This window comes from Paraburkholderia ribeironis (assembly GCF_900019265.1).
GTDB lineage: Bacteria > Pseudomonadota > Gammaproteobacteria > Burkholderiales > Burkholderiaceae > Paraburkholderia > Paraburkholderia ribeironis.
In genome coordinates, this window is the sequence record NZ_CYGX02000010.1 from 88117 (window position 1) to 104845 (window position 16729).

Here is a 16729-nt window from a genome sequence, read left to right on the forward strand (position 1 = left end):
AATGGAGCTACAATAGCGACGCTGTCCAGCACCGGGCCCAACGCCCCAGACCGACCCAATGTCCCGCGCGCTCCGCGCGACTCCCGAGGTTCCGTTCATGAGCTCCAATCCATCCACCGCCGCCCGACGCGCAAGCCCGCTTCGCTACCTCATCGCAGGCGCCGTGGTCCTCGCGCTGGTCATCGCCGGTTACTTCGCGTTTGCTGGCCAGCAGCGCGTGCCAGATGCGACGTTCACGCTGCTATCGGGCCAGAAAGTCACCACCGCCGATCTGAAGGGCAAGGTCTATCTGGTCAACTTCTGGGCGACGAGCTGCGATACCTGCATGAAGGAAATGCCGCAGATGGTCGAGACCTATAACCGCTTCAAGGGTCGCGGACTCGAATTCGTCGCGGTCGCGATGAACTACGATGCGCCGATGTACGTCGCCAATTACACGCAAACGCGCCAGTTGCCGTTCAAGGTGGCGATGGACGACGGCTCGGCCGCCAAGCAGTTCGGCAACGTCCAGCTCACGCCGACCACCTTCCTGATCGACAAGGACGGCAAGATCCTGAAACGCTATGTCGGCGAGCCGCAGTTCGCGGAACTCGACCAGCTGCTGGAAAAGGCGCTGAAAACGTAACGCCTGCCTGTTTGAACCAATCTGGTTCAAATGCGCCGGCGCCGCATCGTGCCGCCGGCGCCGTCCATCCTCACCGCTCCGCTTCGCCTTTGGCCGCAAGGCCATAGCGCTTGATCTTCTCGTAGAGCGTGGCTTTACCGAGTTGCAGCCGGTCGGCCGCCACTGCGACCGCTCCGCCCGCCTGCTCCAACGCTTGCGCGATCATCGCCCGCTCGAATTGCTCGACGCGTTCCTTCAACGGCTGCGTGGCCGTTTCATCGTCGGCGAAAGTCATGACAGGCTCGTCGGCGATGCCGAGTACGAAGCGGTCGGCCGCATTGCGCAATTCCCGCACGTTGCCCGGCCAGTCGCGCTGCATCAGGCTCGCGCGCTGACGATCAGTGAGCATCGGCGCTGGGCGTTGATAGCGCACCGCCGCATCCAGCAGAAAGTGCTCGAAAAGCGGCACGATGTCCTCACGTCGCTCGGAGAGCGGCGGCAGCGCGATCGTCACCACGTTCAGCCGGTACAGCAGATCGCGCCGGAACGAACCGTCCGCCACATGGTCGGCCATATCGCCCTTCGCGGCGGCGACCACGCGGCAATTCACGCGAATCGGCTGATTCGAGCCGAGCCGCTCCAGCACGCCGTCCTGCAACACGCGCAGCAGCTTGACCTGCAACGCGAGCGGCATGCTCTCGATCTCGTCGAGAAACAGCGTGCCGCCTGACGCGTGCTCGAGTTTGCCGATCCGACGCTTGGCCGCGCCGGTGAATGCGCCCGGTTCGTAGCCGAACATCTCCGACTCGAACATCGGCTCGGGCAGCGCCCCGCAGTTGACCGCGATGAACGGCTTGTCACGCCGCGGCGACAACTCATGCAGGCTGCGCGCGATCAACTCCTTGCCCGCGCCGGTGTCGCCGTTGATCAGCACGGACGCATCGGTCGGCGCGACGTTGGCGATCAGCCGCCGCACCTGTTCGATTGCGGGACTGCGGCCGATGATCCGCGGCGCGACCGTGTTCTGCTCCGCCAGCTCGCGGCGCAACGCGAGGTTTTCGAGCACCAGCTTGCGACGCTCCAGCGCGCGCCGCACGGTTTCGATCAGACGCTCGGAGGCGAACGGCTTTTCGATGAAGTCATACGCGCCGTCGCGCATCGCCTGCACGGCCATCGAAATATCGCCGTGACCCGTGACCAGGATCACCGGCACGTCGGGTGCGCGCTCGTGGCACTGCGCAAGCAGATCGAGTCCGCTCGCGCCGGGCAGGCGGATGTCGCTGACGATCACGCCGGAGAAATCCGCGCTGATCGTCTTCGCGGCGGACTCCACCGACGCGTGGCCGATCACGTCGAAGCCCGCCAGTTGCAAGCTCTGGACGCTCGCGCGCCGCACCAGTTCGTCGTCTTCGATATACAGCACTTGCAGGCCGTTGTTCTGCATCGCGTTTTCCATCTGGTTCAGGAACCGGTTGTCAGCGGGTTCGCTGGCGGGTTCGCTGGCGGGTTCGCTGGCGGGTTCGCTGGCGGGTTCGCTGGCGGGTTCGTCTGAGCGCGCGCACGGCGCAGCGTCAATACGAATAATGCACCGCCGTCCGGCGCGTTGCGCGCCACCAGCGTGCCGCCGCAATCGCGTGCGATCGACGACGATATCGCCAGGCCGAGACCGAGCCCGTGGCCCATTTCCTTGGTCGTGAAGAACGGCTCGAACAGATGCGGCAGCACGTCATCGGGAATGCCGGGGCCGTTGTCGCTGACCGCGATCGACAGGTTCGCCTCGGCGACTTCGATCACGATCGAAATGCGCGGCGGGCTCATCCCGGCCGTCGCGTCGAGCGCATTACCGAGCAGGTTGATCAGCACCTGTTCGAGCCGCAGGTCGTCGCAATGCGCGACCGGTTCGGGATGGTCGTCGGCGAGACTGAGCGGCGTGCGCGTGCCGCTTTGCGCATCGAGCAACGCGTACTCGACTTCGACGCCCTGCAAGCGCTTCTGCAGCAACGCGACGACGTTGCGCAACGCCCGCACGATCGGCGCCCGCGCACTGCGCGGCCGCGCCCGCCCGACGAACAGCTTCAGCTGATTGGTGATCTTGCCCATGCGCTCGGTGAGCGCCGCGATCGCCTCGAGATTCTCGCGCGCCGACGCCTGGTCGCCGCGTTCGAGCAGCACGCGCGTGTTGTCGGAGAAACCGCGCAATGCGGCGAGCGGCTGATTGAGTTCATGCGTGATGCCGGCCGCCATCTGACCGAGCGCGGCGAGCTTGCTCGCCTGGATCAGTTCATCGTGCGCGGCGCGCAACTCCTGCTCGGCGCGCGTGCGTTCGGCCACTTCCTTCTGTAATTGTTCGTTCGCCTGAGAAAGATCGACGGTGCGCTCGGCGACCCGCTGGTTCAGCTCCGCGTAGGCCTTTTGCAGCAACCCGCGGCTACGCATCACTTCGCGCACGCGCGCACGGCGCATTCTCCAGTAGAACGCGAGCAGCACCAGCGAGACGTAGCCGAAGCCCGTGACGATGGTCGCGTTGCGCGCGTCGGCGTCGACCGGAGCGACCGGCGACATCGTGATCAGATGCCAGTCCGGTTCGCCCATGCTGCGCCGCGACGCGAGATAACGCGGCGCACGGCGTCCGCCGCCGATGCGCACGATCTGCGCATTGCCTTCGAGCACGCGCTCGATGGTCAGCGGCAGCGGCGCGATCGGCTGCTGCGCGTATTGCCGCGCCTGGTAGATCGAATCGGCGACCTGCCCCGACAGCGGCCGTATCGTGTGATATTTCCACGCCGGCACCGAGGACAGAAAGATCACGCCGTGATCGTCGGTGACGACCAGCGGCTCGGACGCATCCGCGCCCTGAAACCATTCGAGATCGAGTTTGACGACCGCCACGCCGACGATCTTGCCGTCGCGCCGCACCGGCTGCGAGATGTAATAGCCCGGCGCCTGCGAAATCGTGCCGATGCCGAAGAAGCGGCCCACGCCGCCATTGATCGCGTCGAGAAAATACGGCCGGAACTGATAGTTGCCGCCGATGAAGCTGCCCGGGCCGCGCCAGTTGCTGGCGGCGACGCAATAACCGTCGAGCGGAATGATGTAGGTGACCGTGGCCCGCGCGTGGCGGTTCAGGTCCTCGAGATACAGGTTGGCGCGCTTGACGTTGGCCGGACTGGGATCGACCAGCACGTCCTGCACGATGGGATGCTCCGCAAGCAGATAGGGCAGCGACTCGTAGCGCTCCAGCGTGCTTTTCAGCGTGCTGGCGGTGCGCTCGACACGCGCCGCAGCGTTCTGTCGCAAGTTGTCGATTCCGCTTTGCCACGCGACGCTGTAGGTCAGCCAGCACGCCGCCACGAGCCCGGCGACGAGCGCGAAGAGGATCAGCAGGCGGCGCGTCACGTTGGCAAGGTCCGATTGGTAGGCATCGGACATTGTGGCATAAGGCGACGCGTCGTCGGCGAGGGCAAGGCCTGCCGACGACGCCGACGGTCGGCGCGCGGTCACCGGGGTCATACGCGGGTGTCCGCGGCCATCATGAAGAGTGTCTTGCCGGTGCGCGGCTCAAACGCCGGCGGGTTCTTTGACCGCCACGTCGCCGCGCAACGCCGCGTTCAGCTTGCTGCGGTCCAGTTCCTTTTCCCATGCCGACACCACCACCGTCGCCACGCCGTTGCCGACGATGTTGGTCAGCGCGCGGCATTCGCTCATGAAGCGGTCGATGCCGAGAATCAGCACCATGCCCGACAGCGGAATGGTCGGCACCACGGCGAGCGTCGCGGCCAGCGTGATGAAGCCTGCGCCGGTCACACCGCTCGCGCCCTTCGAGGTCAGCATCGTCACCGCCAGCAAAGTGAGCTGCTGCGTCCACGTGAGGTCGGTGTTGGTCGCCTGGGCGATGAACAGCACGGCCATCGTCATGTAGATGTTGGTGCCGTCGAGGTTGAACGAATAGCCGGTCGGCACCACGAGGCCCACCACCGAGCGCGAGCAGCCGAGCTTTTCGAGCTTCAGCATCAGTTGCGGCAGCGCGGCTTCGGACGAGCTCGTGCCGAGCACGATCAGCATCTCTTCCTTGATGTACGCGACGAAGCGCAGGATGTTGAAACCCACCACGCGGGCGATGATGCCGAGCACGACCACCACGAACACGATCGAGGTCAGATAGAACGTGCCGATCAGCTTGAGCATCGGCAGCAGCGAGCCGATGCCGTACTTGCCGATGGTGAACGCCATCGCGCCGAACGCACCGATCGGCGCCAGCTTGGTGATGATGCGCACGATGCCGAACAGCACGTGCGAGAGGCCTTCGATGAAATTCGTCACCGGCTTGCTCTTCTCACCGGCCGTCGCCAGCACCGCGCCGAACAGCAGCGCGATCAGCAGGATCTGCAGGATTTCGCCTTGCGCGAAAGCCGACGACAACGTGTCCGGAATCAGATGCATCAGGAAGTCGACGGTCGTCTGGCCGTGCGCTTTCGCGGCATACGACGCAACCGCCTTGCCGTCCAGCGTAGCCGGGTCGATGTTGAAGCCGGCGCCGGGCCTGAGCAGGTGCGTGGCGACGAGGCCGAGCACCAGCGCGAAGGTCGAGACGATCTCGAAGTACAGCAGCGCCTTGCCGCCGACGCGCCCGACCTTCTTCATGTCTTCCATGCCGGCGATACCCGTCACCACCGTGCAGAAGATGATCGGCCCGATCACCATCTTGATCAGCTTGATGAAGCCGTCGCCAAGCGGCTTCATATCGACGGCGAGGTTCGGGTAAAAATGCCCGAGCGCGATACCGATGATGATCGCCACGATCACCTGGACGTACAGCACTTTGTGGATAGGTTTCTTCACGATGGTTCCTGCTAGGGGGATGAGCTCATGGCCTGCGACGCTGCGCATCATGCGAACGAATGGTCGTCGCGCTGTGCACGGCGTCAGGCCGCGACAAGACGACGAATTCAGAAATACCGGGAAGGGAAGTCAGACATCGTTGTCTCCTTGCTTTAGTTGTCGGTCCGTTGCGGCCGCGTGCTCTATTTTGCAAGGTCGATGCCAGCTTGGCGCTGACGCTATGTATTTGATTTTTATGGCCGTTCTATCCCATTGACGACGCGCGCCGTCCGGGATTCCGGAAATCCGGACAAGGGCTGTCGGGGAATCCGGAATTCATTGAGGCGACGTTTACGGGAAAACCCGAGCGCTGTCTGGATGCGCGGCGTGCGCGGCGTCAAGACGTGGGTGCCGGTGTCGGTCGGCCCTGGTCGGTCCATTCAATCGGCCAGCCCGGCCAGTGCTCAAACCCCGCCTTCTTCGAGCACCAGCAGATTTTCGTGCGAGAAACCCAGCGACACCGGCTGCCCCCGTTCCGGCAGACCGCGATTCGGATCGTTGAACACGTCGAGAGAAATCACCGCGTCGCTCACGCGCGTTCGGATACGCACCACCGCGCCGAGGAAGTTCACCTCTTCGACGACCGCGTTCAGCGTGTTGCGGCCAGCCGCGGCCGGCTCCAGCACGATCGCCTCGGGACGCAGCGCAAGCAGCCGCCGCTTGCCCGCGTCGTCCGGCGGCAAGGGCTGGGTGGTGGTCAGCTCCTGACCGTCCACCGCCATCCTGCCGGTCGCCGGATCGACCACGTGCCCGGCCAGAATGTTCAGCGTGCCGACGAACGACGCGACGAAGCGGGTGCGCGGATAGTTGTAGATCTCGGACGGCGAGCCGATCTGTTCGATACGGCCTTCGTTCATCACGACGATGCGGTCAGAAATCGACAGCGCTTCTTCCTGGTCGTGCGTGACGAAAATCGACGTGATGCCGAGCTCGCGCTGCAACGCGCGAATGTCCTGCCGCAAGGCAATGCGGATCTTCGCGTCGAGCGCCGACAGCGGTTCGTCGAGCAGCAGCACTTCCGGCTTGCCGGCCAGTGCGCGCGCCAACGCCACGCGCTGCTGCTGGCCGCCCGACAATTGCCACGGATAACGCTCGCCAAGCTGCGGCAGTTTGATCAGCTCCAGCATCTCCTGCACGCGCTGGCCGATCTCGGCCTGTGGCCGATGCGCAACCTTCAGTCCGAAGCCGATGTTCTCGGCGACCGTCATGTTGGGAAACAGCGCGTACGACTGAAACACCATGCCGACTTTGCGTTGCCGCGTGCGAAGCTGCGTGACGTCCTTGTCGCCGATCCGGATGGCGCCGCGCGTCGGCGTTTCGAAGCCGGCGATCATTCGCAGCACCGTGGTCTTGCCGCAACCGGACGGTCCGAGAAACGTGATGAACTCGCCGCGTTCGATCTGCATGTCGAAGTGATGCAGCGCCGTGTTCGCCCCAAAGGACTTGTGCAGACTTTCGATCTCGAGGAATGCCATGATTCGCTGCCTCAGTCCATCAAACTCAGTGCGTCAAAATTTTCGGCCGCTGATCGCGCGGGCCGAGCCGAATACCTGAATCAAACCCATCGACGCCCACGTGACCGCGAACGCGATGATCGCGAGCGCCGACGGTTCATACGCGCGGTTCGCGCCGATCAATTGCAGATACGGCCCGAACGCGGGCCGGTCGAGCAGACTCGCGATGGTGAACTCGCCGATCACCACGGCAAAGGTGAGAAACGCGCCGGACAGAATGCCCGAGCGGATATTCGGGAAGATCACCTTGAAAAGAATGGTCGGCCAGTTTGCACCGAGACATTCGGCCGCTTCGGTGAGCGAGCGCACGTCGACGGCGCGCAGGCCGGCATCGACCGCGCGGTACATGTACGGCAGCGACAGCGTCACGTAGCCGAACACCAGCAGCAGGTCGGTCGCGCGTTCGTGACTGGTGAGCGGCAGAATCGAACTGCTGTTGTAGATGCGCAGATAGCCGAACACGATCACGATAGCCGGCACCACCAGCGGCAGCAGCGTGATGAATTCGACCGCCGGCCGCAGCTTCGGCAAACGCAGTTGCACCCAGTACGCGGTCGGCACCACCAGCAGCACGCCGACGACGATCGTCAGGACTGCCATCAGAATCGAATAGCCGAACGAGGCCTGAAAATGCGGATCGGCCAGCACGACGCGATACGCTTCGAAGCTGTACGTGCCGCGCTTCATTCGCAGGCTGAACTCGAAGGTCGCGATCAGCGGAATCAGAAAGTACAGCGAGCCGACCACCACCGCGGTCCACGCGCCCACCCGCGACTGGCTTTTCATCGACGCCCCCTTTCGGCACGCGAGCGCAACCAGATGTAGCCGCCGTTCGACAGGCCGGTTACGACCACCATGCCGAGCGCGAGCGCATAGCCGAGGTTCTCGTTGTGCATCACGTCGCCGCGAATCTGCGCGAACAGCAGGATCGTGACGATGTTCAGCGAGCTGCCGGTCAGCGCGTAAGCGGTCGCGACCGCGCCGAACGAATTGGCGAACAGCAGCAGCGTCGCGCCGAGCACGCTCGGCCACAATACCGGCAGCGCGACGTAGCGCCAGTATTGATAGGCGGTGCCGCCGAGGCAATCGCACGCTTCGCGCCATTCGCGCTTCAGGCCGTCGAGCGCGGGCGTGACGATCAGCACCATCAACGGAATCTGGAAGTACAGATAGGTCAGCGTCAAGCCGGAGAAGCTCAGAATGCTGAATCCCGTTGCGTACAGATTGAAGCCGAGGTACTTCTTCAGCAACACGGTGACCAGCCCGACGCGCCCCAGCGTGGCGATGAACGCGAAGGCGAGCGGCACGCCGGCGAAGTTCGACGCGACGCCGGAAAACGTCATCAAGGTCGGACGAATCCAGCCAGGCAGTTTGCCCTGCACCGCCGCCCACGCGAGCAGCGAGCCGAGCGCTGCGCCGCCGAGCGAGGACGCGGCGCTCACCTTGAAGCTGATCCAGTACGCGTCGAGCACGGTCGGCTGCAACAGCGCGCGGAAATTGGCGAGCGTGAAGTGGCCTTGCGCATCCTGGAACGCGCCGACCATCAGGAAGCCGGTCGGCAGAATCAGAAACATCAGCGCAAACGTGAAGAACGGCACCATGCCGATCCAGGCAAGCAGTGGCGACGCACGGCCCGGCCCGTTCACGCGCGGCGTTGGCGTGGGCACCGGCGGAACCAGCAGTTCCGGCTGCACCGATCCGGCATCCGATGAAGCGCTCATAACTCACCCTTGGGGCTTTCTGGCTGACGCGGCACGCCGCCCGTGACGAGCGGCGCGCAACGGCAGCACTTCACGCTACAGTGCAATGTCGCGGCACAGGCGCTCCATCGCCGCGACTGATCACTCGGTCAGGCCGCTTACTTGACGTTCGCGCCGACCGCTTCATCCCAATGCTTCGTGACGGTTTCCTTGTACGCGTCCTGTTGCGACAGCGTCGGGAACACCACGTTCTTGTACGACGACGGCGGCGGCAACTTGTCGAGCAGCGCTTGCGGCACCTTCTTCGCGCTCACCAGTTCGTTGTAGCGCATCGGGTGGCAGTAGCCCGTCAGCCAGCCGATCTGCCCTTCGTCCGAATACAGGTATTCCATCCACAGCTTGGCTGCGTTCGGGTGCGGTGCGTACGCGCTGATTGCCTGAACGTACACACCGGCGAGCACTCCGGACTTCGGAATCACCACCTGCACTTTCGGATTGCCCTTTAGCGTATCGCGGTCGGCGAGCGCGTTATAGTCCCAGCGCACGATGATCGGCGTGGTGCCTTGCGCGAGCGATGCAGCCTTGCCGATCACCGGCACGAAGTTGCCGCTCTTGTTCAGGTCGGCGAAGAACTTGAGGCCGGCCTGGTCGGCCTTGCTCGCGTCGCCCTTGCTTTGTGCCAGACCGGCTGCGTACACCGCCTGGATCGCCTGATTGGCCGAGCGCGGGTCGCCTGCCAGCGAGACGGCGTTCTTGTAGTCGGACTTGAGCAGATCGCTCCAGTCCGACGGCGTCTTGTCGATCATGTCGGCGTTCACTTCAAACGCCAGCACGCCGTAGTAGTCGCCGTACCAGTAGCCATCGGCATCTTTCGACTCCTTGGGAATCGAGTTCCACGTCGCGACCTTGTACGGCTGCAGCAACCCCGCGGCCTTCGCGGACGGACCGAACGACAGACCCACGTCGATCACGTCCGGCGCCTGCGGACCTTTGTTGCCCTTGTTCGCCTTGATGGCTTCGATTTCATCGCCCGAACCCGCATCCGGATTCAACTCGTTGATCTTGATGCCGTACTTCTTCTGGAATCCCGCCACCAGTTGCCCATAGTTGCACCAGTCGTGCGGCAGCGCGATCACGGTGAGCTGGCCTTCCTGCTTCGCGGCGGCGATCAGTGCGTCGAGCGGCGCGGCCGAAGCGCTGCCGACAGCGGCCGCGGCGACACCCGCAACGGCCGACATCGAAAATAAACGGGCTAACGCGGTGCGGTTCATGGTCTTCCCCATCCTTTGCCGAAATTGCTGCGTTTGGAAAATTTCTGATTCGACTTCAGGGGGCGCGCCAGTGCCGAGTCGTCTGCGCGCCCGCGCCATGCTCAAGCCGGGTTCGCCGGCGTGGACAACATATCATGTGGCAAGCGGTCGATGCGATCGGTGCAAATCATATCGACTCCCCATTGCGCGAGCCGCCGCGCACGCGCCGGGTCGTTCACCGTGTAAGCCAGCACGCGCAGCCCGGCCGCGCGGATCTGCGCGACCAGCGGCTCACTCAAATGGCGGTGGCTCGCGTGCAACGACACGCAGTCGAGTTCACGCACGATGCGCAGCCAGTCGGCCGGCACCTCTTCGAACAGCATGCCGCGTTGCAGCGACGGCGCGGCATCGCGCGCCGCAGCCAGCGCCTCGAACGAAAACGACGACAGCAGCGGCGGCGTCTGCCCTTGCCACAACGTCAGCGCGGCGCTCGCCACCCGCGCCCCGGTGAGCGCGTCGCGGCCCGGACACGGTTTGATTTCGATGTTGGCGGCAATCCCATCGAGCGCGCATCGCTGCGCCGCATCGGCGAGTGTGGGCAGGCGCGTGCCGGCGAATTGCGGCCCGCGCCACGCGCCGGCGTCGAGCGCGGCCAGTTGCTGCCATGTGTGTTCGGCGGCGGCGCCGTGGCCGTTGGTGGTGCGATCGAGCGTGTCGTCATGCAGCAGAAAGAGCTCGTTGTCCGCGGACAGCTTGGCGTCGAATTCGACCATCCGGTAGCCATAGCGCACGCAGGCGTCGAAACCGGCCAACGTGTTCTCCGGCGCCAGCGTGCCGCCACAGCGATGCGCGACCAGTCGCGGATAAGGCCACTGTGCGGATGAATCGCGATCAATCCCATTTGCCACGTCGCGTTACCTTCCAGATAGAGCGGTTCAGTTTGCTCTCGACACGTTTTCAGGCTGCCGTCGCCAGCACGACGACATGGTTCGGCTGCGCCAGCCACCGCAGAATCATCGTCGGGATGACGAAGCATGCCGCATGCGCACATTCGCTCTTCCAGACACGCGCAGCGCCTTGATTTGCAAAGGCTAAGTTGAAATACCCAAACTTGCAAGCCACCAAAAAAATACAACACAATCCGCGTAAAGTAGTACGCTTGACATCGTGCGGACACACATCCATGCCCACGATGTCGCACCGATCATCAGCAATCACCGGGCGCTTTGATCCCCAGGAAACCATGCATGTGGCAGGAAGATCGTCACCAGAGAATTCGCGCGCTGCTATCCACGCTGCAACGCGTGTCGACCGAACGGATCATGGCGGACCTCGGGGTATCGCGCGAAACCGTGCGGCGCGATCTGCTCGACCTCGAAGCGCTCGGTGAACTGCGGCGCGTGCATGGCGGCGCGATCAAGCCCGCCGACGAAGCGCCGATCGCCGAGCGCGCTCACATGCGCGTCAAATCCAAAACGGCAATCGCGAAGGCAGCCACCGGTTTGATCGCGAGCGGCCAGACGCTTTTCATCGACGCGGGCACCACCACCGCAACGCTGGCCGAAGAGCTGGCGAAACTGGCGAACCTGACCATCGTCACCAATTCGATCGACGTCGCGCTGAAAATGCGCGGCGCGACGGAACAAACTGAAGCCGCGAACGAAGTCATTCTGCTCGGCGGCTCGATCAGCGACCGCGCGATGGCGACCACCGGCGCCACCACCGTGCTCGACATCCAGCGCTATCGCGCGGACCTGGCGCTGCTGTCGCCGGTCGGGATCGATCACCGGCATGGCGCGACCAATTACGATCACGCGGAAACCGAAGTGGCGCGTGCGATGGTCGCCAACGCGGACCGCGTGGCGATCCTCGCCGACTACAGCAAGATCGGCCAGCGCAGCCGCATTTCATACTGCCCAGCCGAGCGGATCGACGTGCTCGTCACCAACAAAAAGGCGGCCGAAGCTGCTGGCTTTGCCGCGCTGAAAAAGAAGCTCGCACAGATCATTCTGGCTTAGGCGCGCGGCTTATTCCTTCACGTGCATCGTGTCGAGTGTGAGAATTCGCGCCATCAGCGCGGTGCCGACGTCCGCGCCGAGCATGATGGCGAGACCGCTGGTGAGCGGCAGCAGCCCCTGCGCCGCGAACGACGTGACGATCATCGCGGTGGCGTTACTGCTCTGCACCAGGCTCGTCACACCGACGCCGGACAGAAACGCGCGCCAGCGGCTATTGGTGCTGCGTCCCAGCACGTCGCGCAGATCGGCGCCGAGTACCCGCAGAATGCCGGTGCGCACAATGTGCGAACCCCACACGAGAAGCGCGACGCCGGCCAGAAGGTTTAGGAGAATTAACATAAAGCACTGCGCCTTCGATACTGCTGCCATAACCCCAACCGCATGCCACGCGAATCGGCACCCGGCGTGTAGGAGCGTAGTGTTGCACAATTTTGCCTTATTGTAATTTTGTGCTTTTAACTATACGCTCGTGTCGACTGGAGATGACTGCGCGCCGGCTCTCACGGCCAACCCTCTGCCCCGAGTGACGCGCGCCGTTCGACCCTCTGCTCACGAGGACGCTGGATGCGCCGCAATCTTGCGCTGTTCGACCTGGACCACACGCTGCTGCCGCTCGATAGCGATCAGGCATGGGCTCACTTCATTGCGGGTCTGGGTATCGAAGGCGCTGCGCGGCACGCCGAGGACATCGACGGTTACTACCGGCAGTACGTGGCCGGCACGCTCGATATGACCGCGTATCTGAACTACACGCTGGCGCCGCTCGCGCGCCACTCCCGTGAACAGCTCGACGCGTGGCATGCGCGATTCATGCGGGACGTGATCACGCCGGCCATCCTGCCGGCAGCGCGCGAACTCGTGCAAGGTCATATCGCAGCGGGCGACCTATGCTGCATCGTCACGGCGACCAACGTGTTCATCACCGCGCCGATCGGCAAGGCGCTCGGCTTCGAGCATCTGCTTGGCATCGAACTCGGCACTGAAGGCGATGATCCATTGGCGCGTTTTACGGGAGCGTCGGTGGGTGTGCCGACCTTTCGTGAAGGCAAGATCGCGCGCACCGAGAGCTGGCTCGCCTCGCTCGGTTATCGGTTGCAGGACTTTGCGCAGAGCCGGTTCTATAGCGATTCGATCAACGACCTGCCGTTGCTCGAACGTGTCACGCACCCGGTCGCGACCAATCCCGATCCGCGCCTGCACGCGATTGCCACCGAGCGCGGCTGGCCGGTGCTCGAACTGTTCACCTGAAGCGCGACGTGACGCGACTTGACGCGACGTGGCATGACCTGACGCGACGTGGCATGAAGTGAGGTGACGCGCCTGGCCTTTTTGATCAGCGAAGAAAGGCTTGGCAATACGCGAAGGCAATAGGCGAAAAAAAGCCCGCACGTGCGGGCTTTCTCAATGCCGAAGACTCCGAACCCGGTCTCTCAGACCACGCCGGCTCCGTGCGCCTGCAAGTCGGCGTGATAGCTCGAACGAACCATCGCCCCCACTGCCGCGTGCGTGAAGCCCATCTTGTACGCTTCTTCCTCGTACATCTTGAAGGTGTCCGGATGCACATACGAGCGCACCGGCAGGTGGTGTTCCGACGGCTGCAGATACTGGCCGATCGTCAGCATGTCCACGTCGTGTTCGCGCAGATCGCGCATCACCTGCAGAATTTCTTCTTCGGTTTCACCCAGCCCGACCATCAGGCCGGACTTGGTGGCGACGTCCGGATGCAGCGCCTTGAAATCCTTCAGCAGCTTCAGCGAATGCGCGTAGTCGGAACCCGGACGCGCTTCCTTGTACAGGCGCGGCACCGTTTCGAGATTGTGGTTCATCACATCGGGCGGTGCGGCGTTCAGAATGCCGAGCGCGCGATCCAGACGGCCGCGGAAATCCGGCGTCAGGATTTCAATGCGCGTTTGCGGCGACAACTCGCGCGTCTGCCGGATGCATTCGACGAAGTGGGCCGCGCCGCCATCGCGCAGATCGTCACGGTCGACGCTGGTGATCACCACGTACTTCAGCTTCAACGCGGCGATGGTGCGTGCGAGGTTGGCCGGCTCGTTCGCATCGAGCGGATCCGGGCGGCCGTGACCGACGTCGCAGAACGGGCAGCGGCGCGTGCACTTGTCGCCCATGATCATGAAGGTTGCGGTGCCCTTGCCGAAGCATTCGCCGATGTTCGGGCAGCTCGCCTCTTCACACACCGTGTGCAGATTGTGCTCGCGCAGGATCTGCTTGATTTCGTAGAAGCGCGAATTGCCGGTGGCCGCCTTGACGCGGATCCAGTCCGGTTTCTTCAGCTTTTCGAGCGGGACGATCTTGATCGGGATACGAGCAGTTTTGGCTTGCGCTTTCTGCTTCGCGGTGGCGTCGTAGGCAGCGGCGGAAGCCGGCACGCCTTCGGGCGCAGGAGAGGTTGAGAGGTTCGCGGTAACGTCAGTCATTCGTTCGGTCCAGTCAGGCGGTGAGCGCACCGGCCTGCGGTTGGGCGACGGCCGCGGGACTGCCGTCGAGGTTGGCGGTGAGGCATGCTGCAAAGGTACGGGCCACGTCGTCCCAGCCGGCCGCAACGCCCAGCGTTGCCATGTCGACCGTTTCGAGCCCCGCGTAGCCGCATGGATTGATGGCCAGAAACGGCCGCAAATCCATCTTCACGTTCAGGCTCACGCCGTGATAGCTGCAGCCGTTGCGGATTTTCAGACCCAGCGCCGCAATCTTGGCGCCGGCATGGAGCCCGGCGTGCGGCCCGGGCGCCACGTAGATTCCAGGGGCGCCCGCCTTGCGTTCTCCGGCGAGATTATACGCCGCCAGGGTGTCGATCACGGCCTGCTCGATCCGCGTGACCATCTCGCGCACCATCAGCTTGCGGCGCCGCAAATCGAGCAGCAGATACGCCACCACCTGTCCGGGCCCGTGATACGTGATCTGGCCGCCCCGGTCGACCTTGACGAGCGGGATGCCGCTGTCGGCGGCCAGCAGATGGGCCGGATCGCCGGCCTGGCCGAGCGTGAAGACGGGCGGGTGTTCGACCAGCCAGATTTCGTCGGAGGTATCGGCGGTGCGCTCGTCGGTGAACGCGCGCATCGCTGCGAAACTGGCTTCGTAGGGCTCGCGGCCCCGCCAGCGCAGCGTGAGCGGCGCCGCGACGGGCAATTGAGACGGGAAAACCGGGGTGGCGCACATAGTCCCGGCAGTTTACCGAAATCTCGGAATCCGCGCCGGACGTGACTGCATCGGCGGTGCCAGGCCGCGGTAGTGGGAGGTGTTGAGGCGAAGATTTGTCGCGCGATTGCCGCCTGTGCGCGCCGTTCATGACCACGGCGGCGCGTCGCCCCTCGCGCGCCGCCGGCTTGCCGTCAAACCGTGCACCAGCCTCCGCGCATGCGCGTCACCAGCCGTTCGCCGACCCGCGCGAGCCAGTTCAGCGCGCGCTCGTCGCAGCGCGTCGGCACCGAGAACGCCACCTTCGCGTGCGTGGTGCCCTCGGCGCTCAGCCAGAGCCGCTCACCGCGCCGCAACCGCAGCGTGTGACCTGGCTGCAGCCAGTAATCTTCCGTGTCGTCGCTGCGCGTGACCCAGATCGCACCGCCGTGCACCACCAGCTTGGTGCTGCGCACGACCTTCATCGACAGCGTCTCGCCGTTACGGATTTCAAACGCGATGCTAGAGGAAATTTCCCGCATAATGCCCTCGCCAAAAATCGGTTCATGGCTACAATCGTAGACACAGCAAGGGTTAACGCAAAACGATCAATTTTCACCTCTATGTGAGAAATATTGCGATGGACCTCCGGCAACTACCGGCGCTGAACGCGATCAAGGCGTTCGAAGCCGCCGCCCGCCACGAAAGCTTCTCGCGCGCCGCCGACGAACTGTTCGTCACCCACGGCGCGGTCAGCCACCAGATTCGCGCGCTCGAGGCCGATCTCGGCGTCTCACTGTTCGCCCGCGACGGCAAGCGCGTACGCCTCACCGAAACCGGCCGGCGCTACGCCACGCACGTGCGCACCGCGCTGGTGGCGCTCGCCGACGCCACCCGCCAGATCCGCGCCGGCGATCGCGAGCGGCGCCTCGTGGTGTCGATGCTGTCGTCGTTTGCGGCGCGCTGGGTGACGCCGCGCATCGGCAGCTTTATCGAAGCGCATCCGCAATGGGACCTCGAGCTGCTGTCCACCAATGCGCTGACCGACTTCGCTCGCGACGATGTCGACGTGGCGATCCGCTTCGGTTTCGGCAAATATTCAGGGCTGCACGCGGAGCTGTTGCTGGAGGAGATTTTCTTTCCGGCCTGCTCGCCGGATTTCAACGGCGGCGAGCTGCCGCAAACCCCGGCCGATCTGGCCAAAGTCCCGCTGCTGCGCTCCGACGACGAACTGTGGCGTCCGTGGTTCGATGCCGCGGGCCTCACCGACTGGCCGGAGCCGAAGCGCGGCGTGCTGTATCAGGATTCGTCGAATCTGTTGCAGGCGGCCATCGATGGCCAGGGGGTCGCGCTCACGCGCCGCTCGCTGGCCATGCACGAGATCGCCGCGGGCCGCCTCGTGCGGCTATTCGACGTGGCCGCGCCGAGCCCGTGGCAGTACTACTTCATCTGCCCGCCGCAAATGCTCGAAACCGCCCGGGTCAAGGCGTTCCGCGAATGGGTGTTCGACGAGGTGGGACGGTTCAAACAGCTGTTCGACCGGGCTTGCGAAGCGGGACCCGCCGCAAGCGCCAGTCGGGCGGCGCACGCATTGCGCGTCACGCCGTAACGGTGCCGTAACGGTGCGGCA

At 64.3% G+C, this 16729-nt stretch carries 16 protein-coding genes and 1 pseudogene; 4 read left to right on the forward strand and 13 right to left on the reverse strand.

Features of this window, described 5'->3' with window-relative positions:
• Window positions 1-97 precede the first annotated feature (97 nt).
• A complete protein-coding gene (locus tag BN2475_RS05140; RefSeq protein ID WP_094778560.1) occupies window positions 98-625 on the forward strand; it encodes a TlpA disulfide reductase family protein in 528 nt (175 codons plus the stop codon).
• Between the two features lie 70 nt (window positions 626-695).
• Here BN2475_RS05140 and BN2475_RS05145 read toward each other — a convergent pair whose 3' ends face one another.
• The 9 genes from BN2475_RS05145 to BN2475_RS33410 form a co-directional block, all read right to left on the reverse strand.
• Window positions 696-2048 carry a sigma-54-dependent transcriptional regulator gene (locus BN2475_RS05145; RefSeq protein ID WP_094778561.1) on the reverse strand — a complete coding sequence of 451 codons (1353 nt, stop codon included), beginning with the start codon at window positions 2046-2048 and terminating at the stop codon, window positions 696-698.
• Window positions 2049-2065: 17 nt separating this feature from the next.
• Window positions 2066-4114 carry a sensor histidine kinase gene (locus tag BN2475_RS05150; RefSeq protein ID WP_245841146.1) on the reverse strand — a complete coding sequence of 683 codons (2049 nt, stop codon included), beginning with the start codon at window positions 4112-4114 and terminating at the stop codon, window positions 2066-2068.
• Window positions 4115-4162: 48 nt separating this feature from the next.
• Complete coding sequence (locus BN2475_RS05155) at window positions 4163-5443, reverse strand: dicarboxylate/amino acid:cation symporter (protein ID WP_094778562.1); 1281 nt, start codon at window positions 5441-5443, stop codon at window positions 4163-4165.
• A gap of 443 nt (window positions 5444-5886) precedes the next feature.
• On the reverse strand, window positions 5887-6957 hold the full coding sequence (locus BN2475_RS05160; RefSeq protein WP_094778477.1) for an ABC transporter ATP-binding protein: 1071 nt from the start codon (window positions 6955-6957) through the stop codon (window positions 5887-5889).
• 33 nt (window positions 6958-6990) lie between these two features.
• The gene (locus tag BN2475_RS05165) at window positions 6991-7782 is read right to left on the reverse strand and encodes an ABC transporter permease (RefSeq protein ID WP_094778478.1); all 792 of its coding nucleotides are present in this window, start codon (window positions 7780-7782) and stop codon (window positions 6991-6993) included.
• A complete protein-coding gene (locus tag BN2475_RS05170) occupies window positions 7779-8717 on the reverse strand; it encodes an ABC transporter permease (RefSeq protein ID WP_094778479.1) in 939 nt (312 codons plus the stop codon). Before BN2475_RS05170 ends, BN2475_RS05165 begins: the two co-directional genes overlap by 4 nt.
• A gap of 137 nt (window positions 8718-8854) precedes the next feature.
• A complete protein-coding gene (locus BN2475_RS05175) occupies window positions 8855-9967 on the reverse strand; it encodes an ABC transporter substrate-binding protein (protein WP_094778480.1) in 1113 nt (370 codons plus the stop codon).
• Window positions 9968-10068: 101 nt separating this feature from the next.
• Window positions 10069-10854 (reverse strand): glycerophosphodiester phosphodiesterase, encoded by a 786-nt coding sequence (ugpQ, locus tag BN2475_RS05180; protein WP_094778481.1) that lies wholly within the window; start codon window positions 10852-10854, stop codon window positions 10069-10071.
• 49 nt (window positions 10855-10903) lie between these two features.
• A complete protein-coding gene (locus tag BN2475_RS33410; protein WP_143325733.1) occupies window positions 10904-11191 on the reverse strand; it encodes a hypothetical protein in 288 nt (95 codons plus the stop codon).
• Between the two features lie 2 nt (window positions 11192-11193).
• On the opposite strand from BN2475_RS33410, the gene BN2475_RS05185 reads away from it, so the two are divergent.
• Window positions 11194-11964: a DeoR/GlpR family DNA-binding transcription regulator gene (locus BN2475_RS05185; protein WP_094778482.1), complete on the forward strand. Its 771-nt coding sequence runs from the start codon at window positions 11194-11196 to the stop codon at window positions 11962-11964.
• A 30-nt stretch (window positions 11965-11994) separates the two neighbouring features.
• Here the strand turns inward: BN2475_RS05185 and BN2475_RS05190 are convergent.
• Window positions 11995-12303 (reverse strand): annotated as a pseudogene (locus tag BN2475_RS05190) (Na/Pi symporter); the annotation flags it as partial.
• A 225-nt stretch (window positions 12304-12528) separates the two neighbouring features.
• Between BN2475_RS05190 and BN2475_RS05195 the strand changes: the two are divergent.
• Window positions 12529-13212 (forward strand): HAD family hydrolase, encoded by a 684-nt coding sequence (locus tag BN2475_RS05195; protein ID WP_094778483.1) that lies wholly within the window; start codon window positions 12529-12531, stop codon window positions 13210-13212.
• Between the two features lie 182 nt (window positions 13213-13394).
• On the opposite strand, the gene lipA is transcribed toward BN2475_RS05195, so the two are convergent.
• From lipA to BN2475_RS05210, 3 genes are all read right to left on the reverse strand, one after another.
• Window positions 13395-14402 carry a lipoyl synthase gene (gene lipA, locus BN2475_RS05200; RefSeq protein WP_094778484.1) on the reverse strand — a complete coding sequence of 336 codons (1008 nt, stop codon included), beginning with the start codon at window positions 14400-14402 and terminating at the stop codon, window positions 13395-13397.
• Window positions 14403-14415: 13 nt separating this feature from the next.
• The gene (gene lipB / locus BN2475_RS05205) at window positions 14416-15141 is read right to left on the reverse strand and encodes a lipoyl(octanoyl) transferase LipB (RefSeq protein WP_094778485.1); all 726 of its coding nucleotides are present in this window, start codon (window positions 15139-15141) and stop codon (window positions 14416-14418) included.
• A 173-nt stretch (window positions 15142-15314) separates the two neighbouring features.
• Entirely contained in the window at window positions 15315-15641 is a 327-nt protein-coding gene (locus BN2475_RS05210) for a DUF2917 domain-containing protein (protein ID WP_094778486.1), read from the reverse strand.
• Between the two features lie 98 nt (window positions 15642-15739).
• Here BN2475_RS05210 and BN2475_RS05215 point away from each other — a divergent pair, with 98 nt between their 5' ends.
• A complete protein-coding gene (locus BN2475_RS05215; protein ID WP_094778487.1) occupies window positions 15740-16708 on the forward strand; it encodes a transcriptional regulator GcvA in 969 nt (322 codons plus the stop codon).
• The last annotated feature ends 21 nt before the right edge of the window (window positions 16709-16729 follow it).

Bases quoted from the DNA above. Each gene is read 5' to 3' on its own strand.
- BN2475_RS05165 (WP_094778478.1), bottom strand. From the start codon at position 7,782: ATGAAAAGCCAGTCGCGGGTGGGCGCGTGGACCGCGGTGGTGGTCGGC.
- BN2475_RS05160 (WP_094778477.1), bottom strand. From the start codon at position 6,957: ATGGCATTCCTCGAGATCGAAAGTCTGCACAAGTCCTTTGGGGCGAAC.
- BN2475_RS05185 (WP_094778482.1), top strand. From the start codon at position 11,194: ATGTGGCAGGAAGATCGTCACCAGAGAATTCGCGCGCTGCTATCCACG.
- BN2475_RS05215 (WP_094778487.1), top strand. From the start codon at position 15,740: ATGGACCTCCGGCAACTACCGGCGCTGAACGCGATCAAGGCGTTCGAA.
- lipB (WP_094778485.1), bottom strand. From the start codon at position 15,141: ATGTGCGCCACCCCGGTTTTCCCGTCTCAATTGCCCGTCGCGGCGCCG.
- BN2475_RS05210 (WP_094778486.1), bottom strand. From the start codon at position 15,641: ATGCGGGAAATTTCCTCTAGCATCGCGTTTGAAATCCGTAACGGCGAG.
- BN2475_RS33410 (WP_143325733.1), bottom strand. From the start codon at position 11,191: ATGGTTTCCTGGGGATCAAAGCGCCCGGTGATTGCTGATGATCGGTGC.
- BN2475_RS05145 (WP_094778561.1), bottom strand. From the start codon at position 2,048: ATGCAGAACAACGGCCTGCAAGTGCTGTATATCGAAGACGACGAACTG.
- BN2475_RS05175 (WP_094778480.1), bottom strand. From the start codon at position 9,967: ATGAACCGCACCGCGTTAGCCCGTTTATTTTCGATGTCGGCCGTTGCG.
- BN2475_RS05195 (WP_094778483.1), top strand. From the start codon at position 12,529: ATGCGCCGCAATCTTGCGCTGTTCGACCTGGACCACACGCTGCTGCCG.
- BN2475_RS05140 (WP_094778560.1), top strand. From the start codon at position 98: ATGAGCTCCAATCCATCCACCGCCGCCCGACGCGCAAGCCCGCTTCGC.
- BN2475_RS05170 (WP_094778479.1), bottom strand. From the start codon at position 8,717: ATGAGCGCTTCATCGGATGCCGGATCGGTGCAGCCGGAACTGCTGGTT.
- lipA (WP_094778484.1), bottom strand. From the start codon at position 14,402: ATGACTGACGTTACCGCGAACCTCTCAACCTCTCCTGCGCCCGAAGGC.
- BN2475_RS05150 (WP_245841146.1), bottom strand. From the start codon at position 4,114: ATGACCCCGGTGACCGCGCGCCGACCGTCGGCGTCGTCGGCAGGCCTT.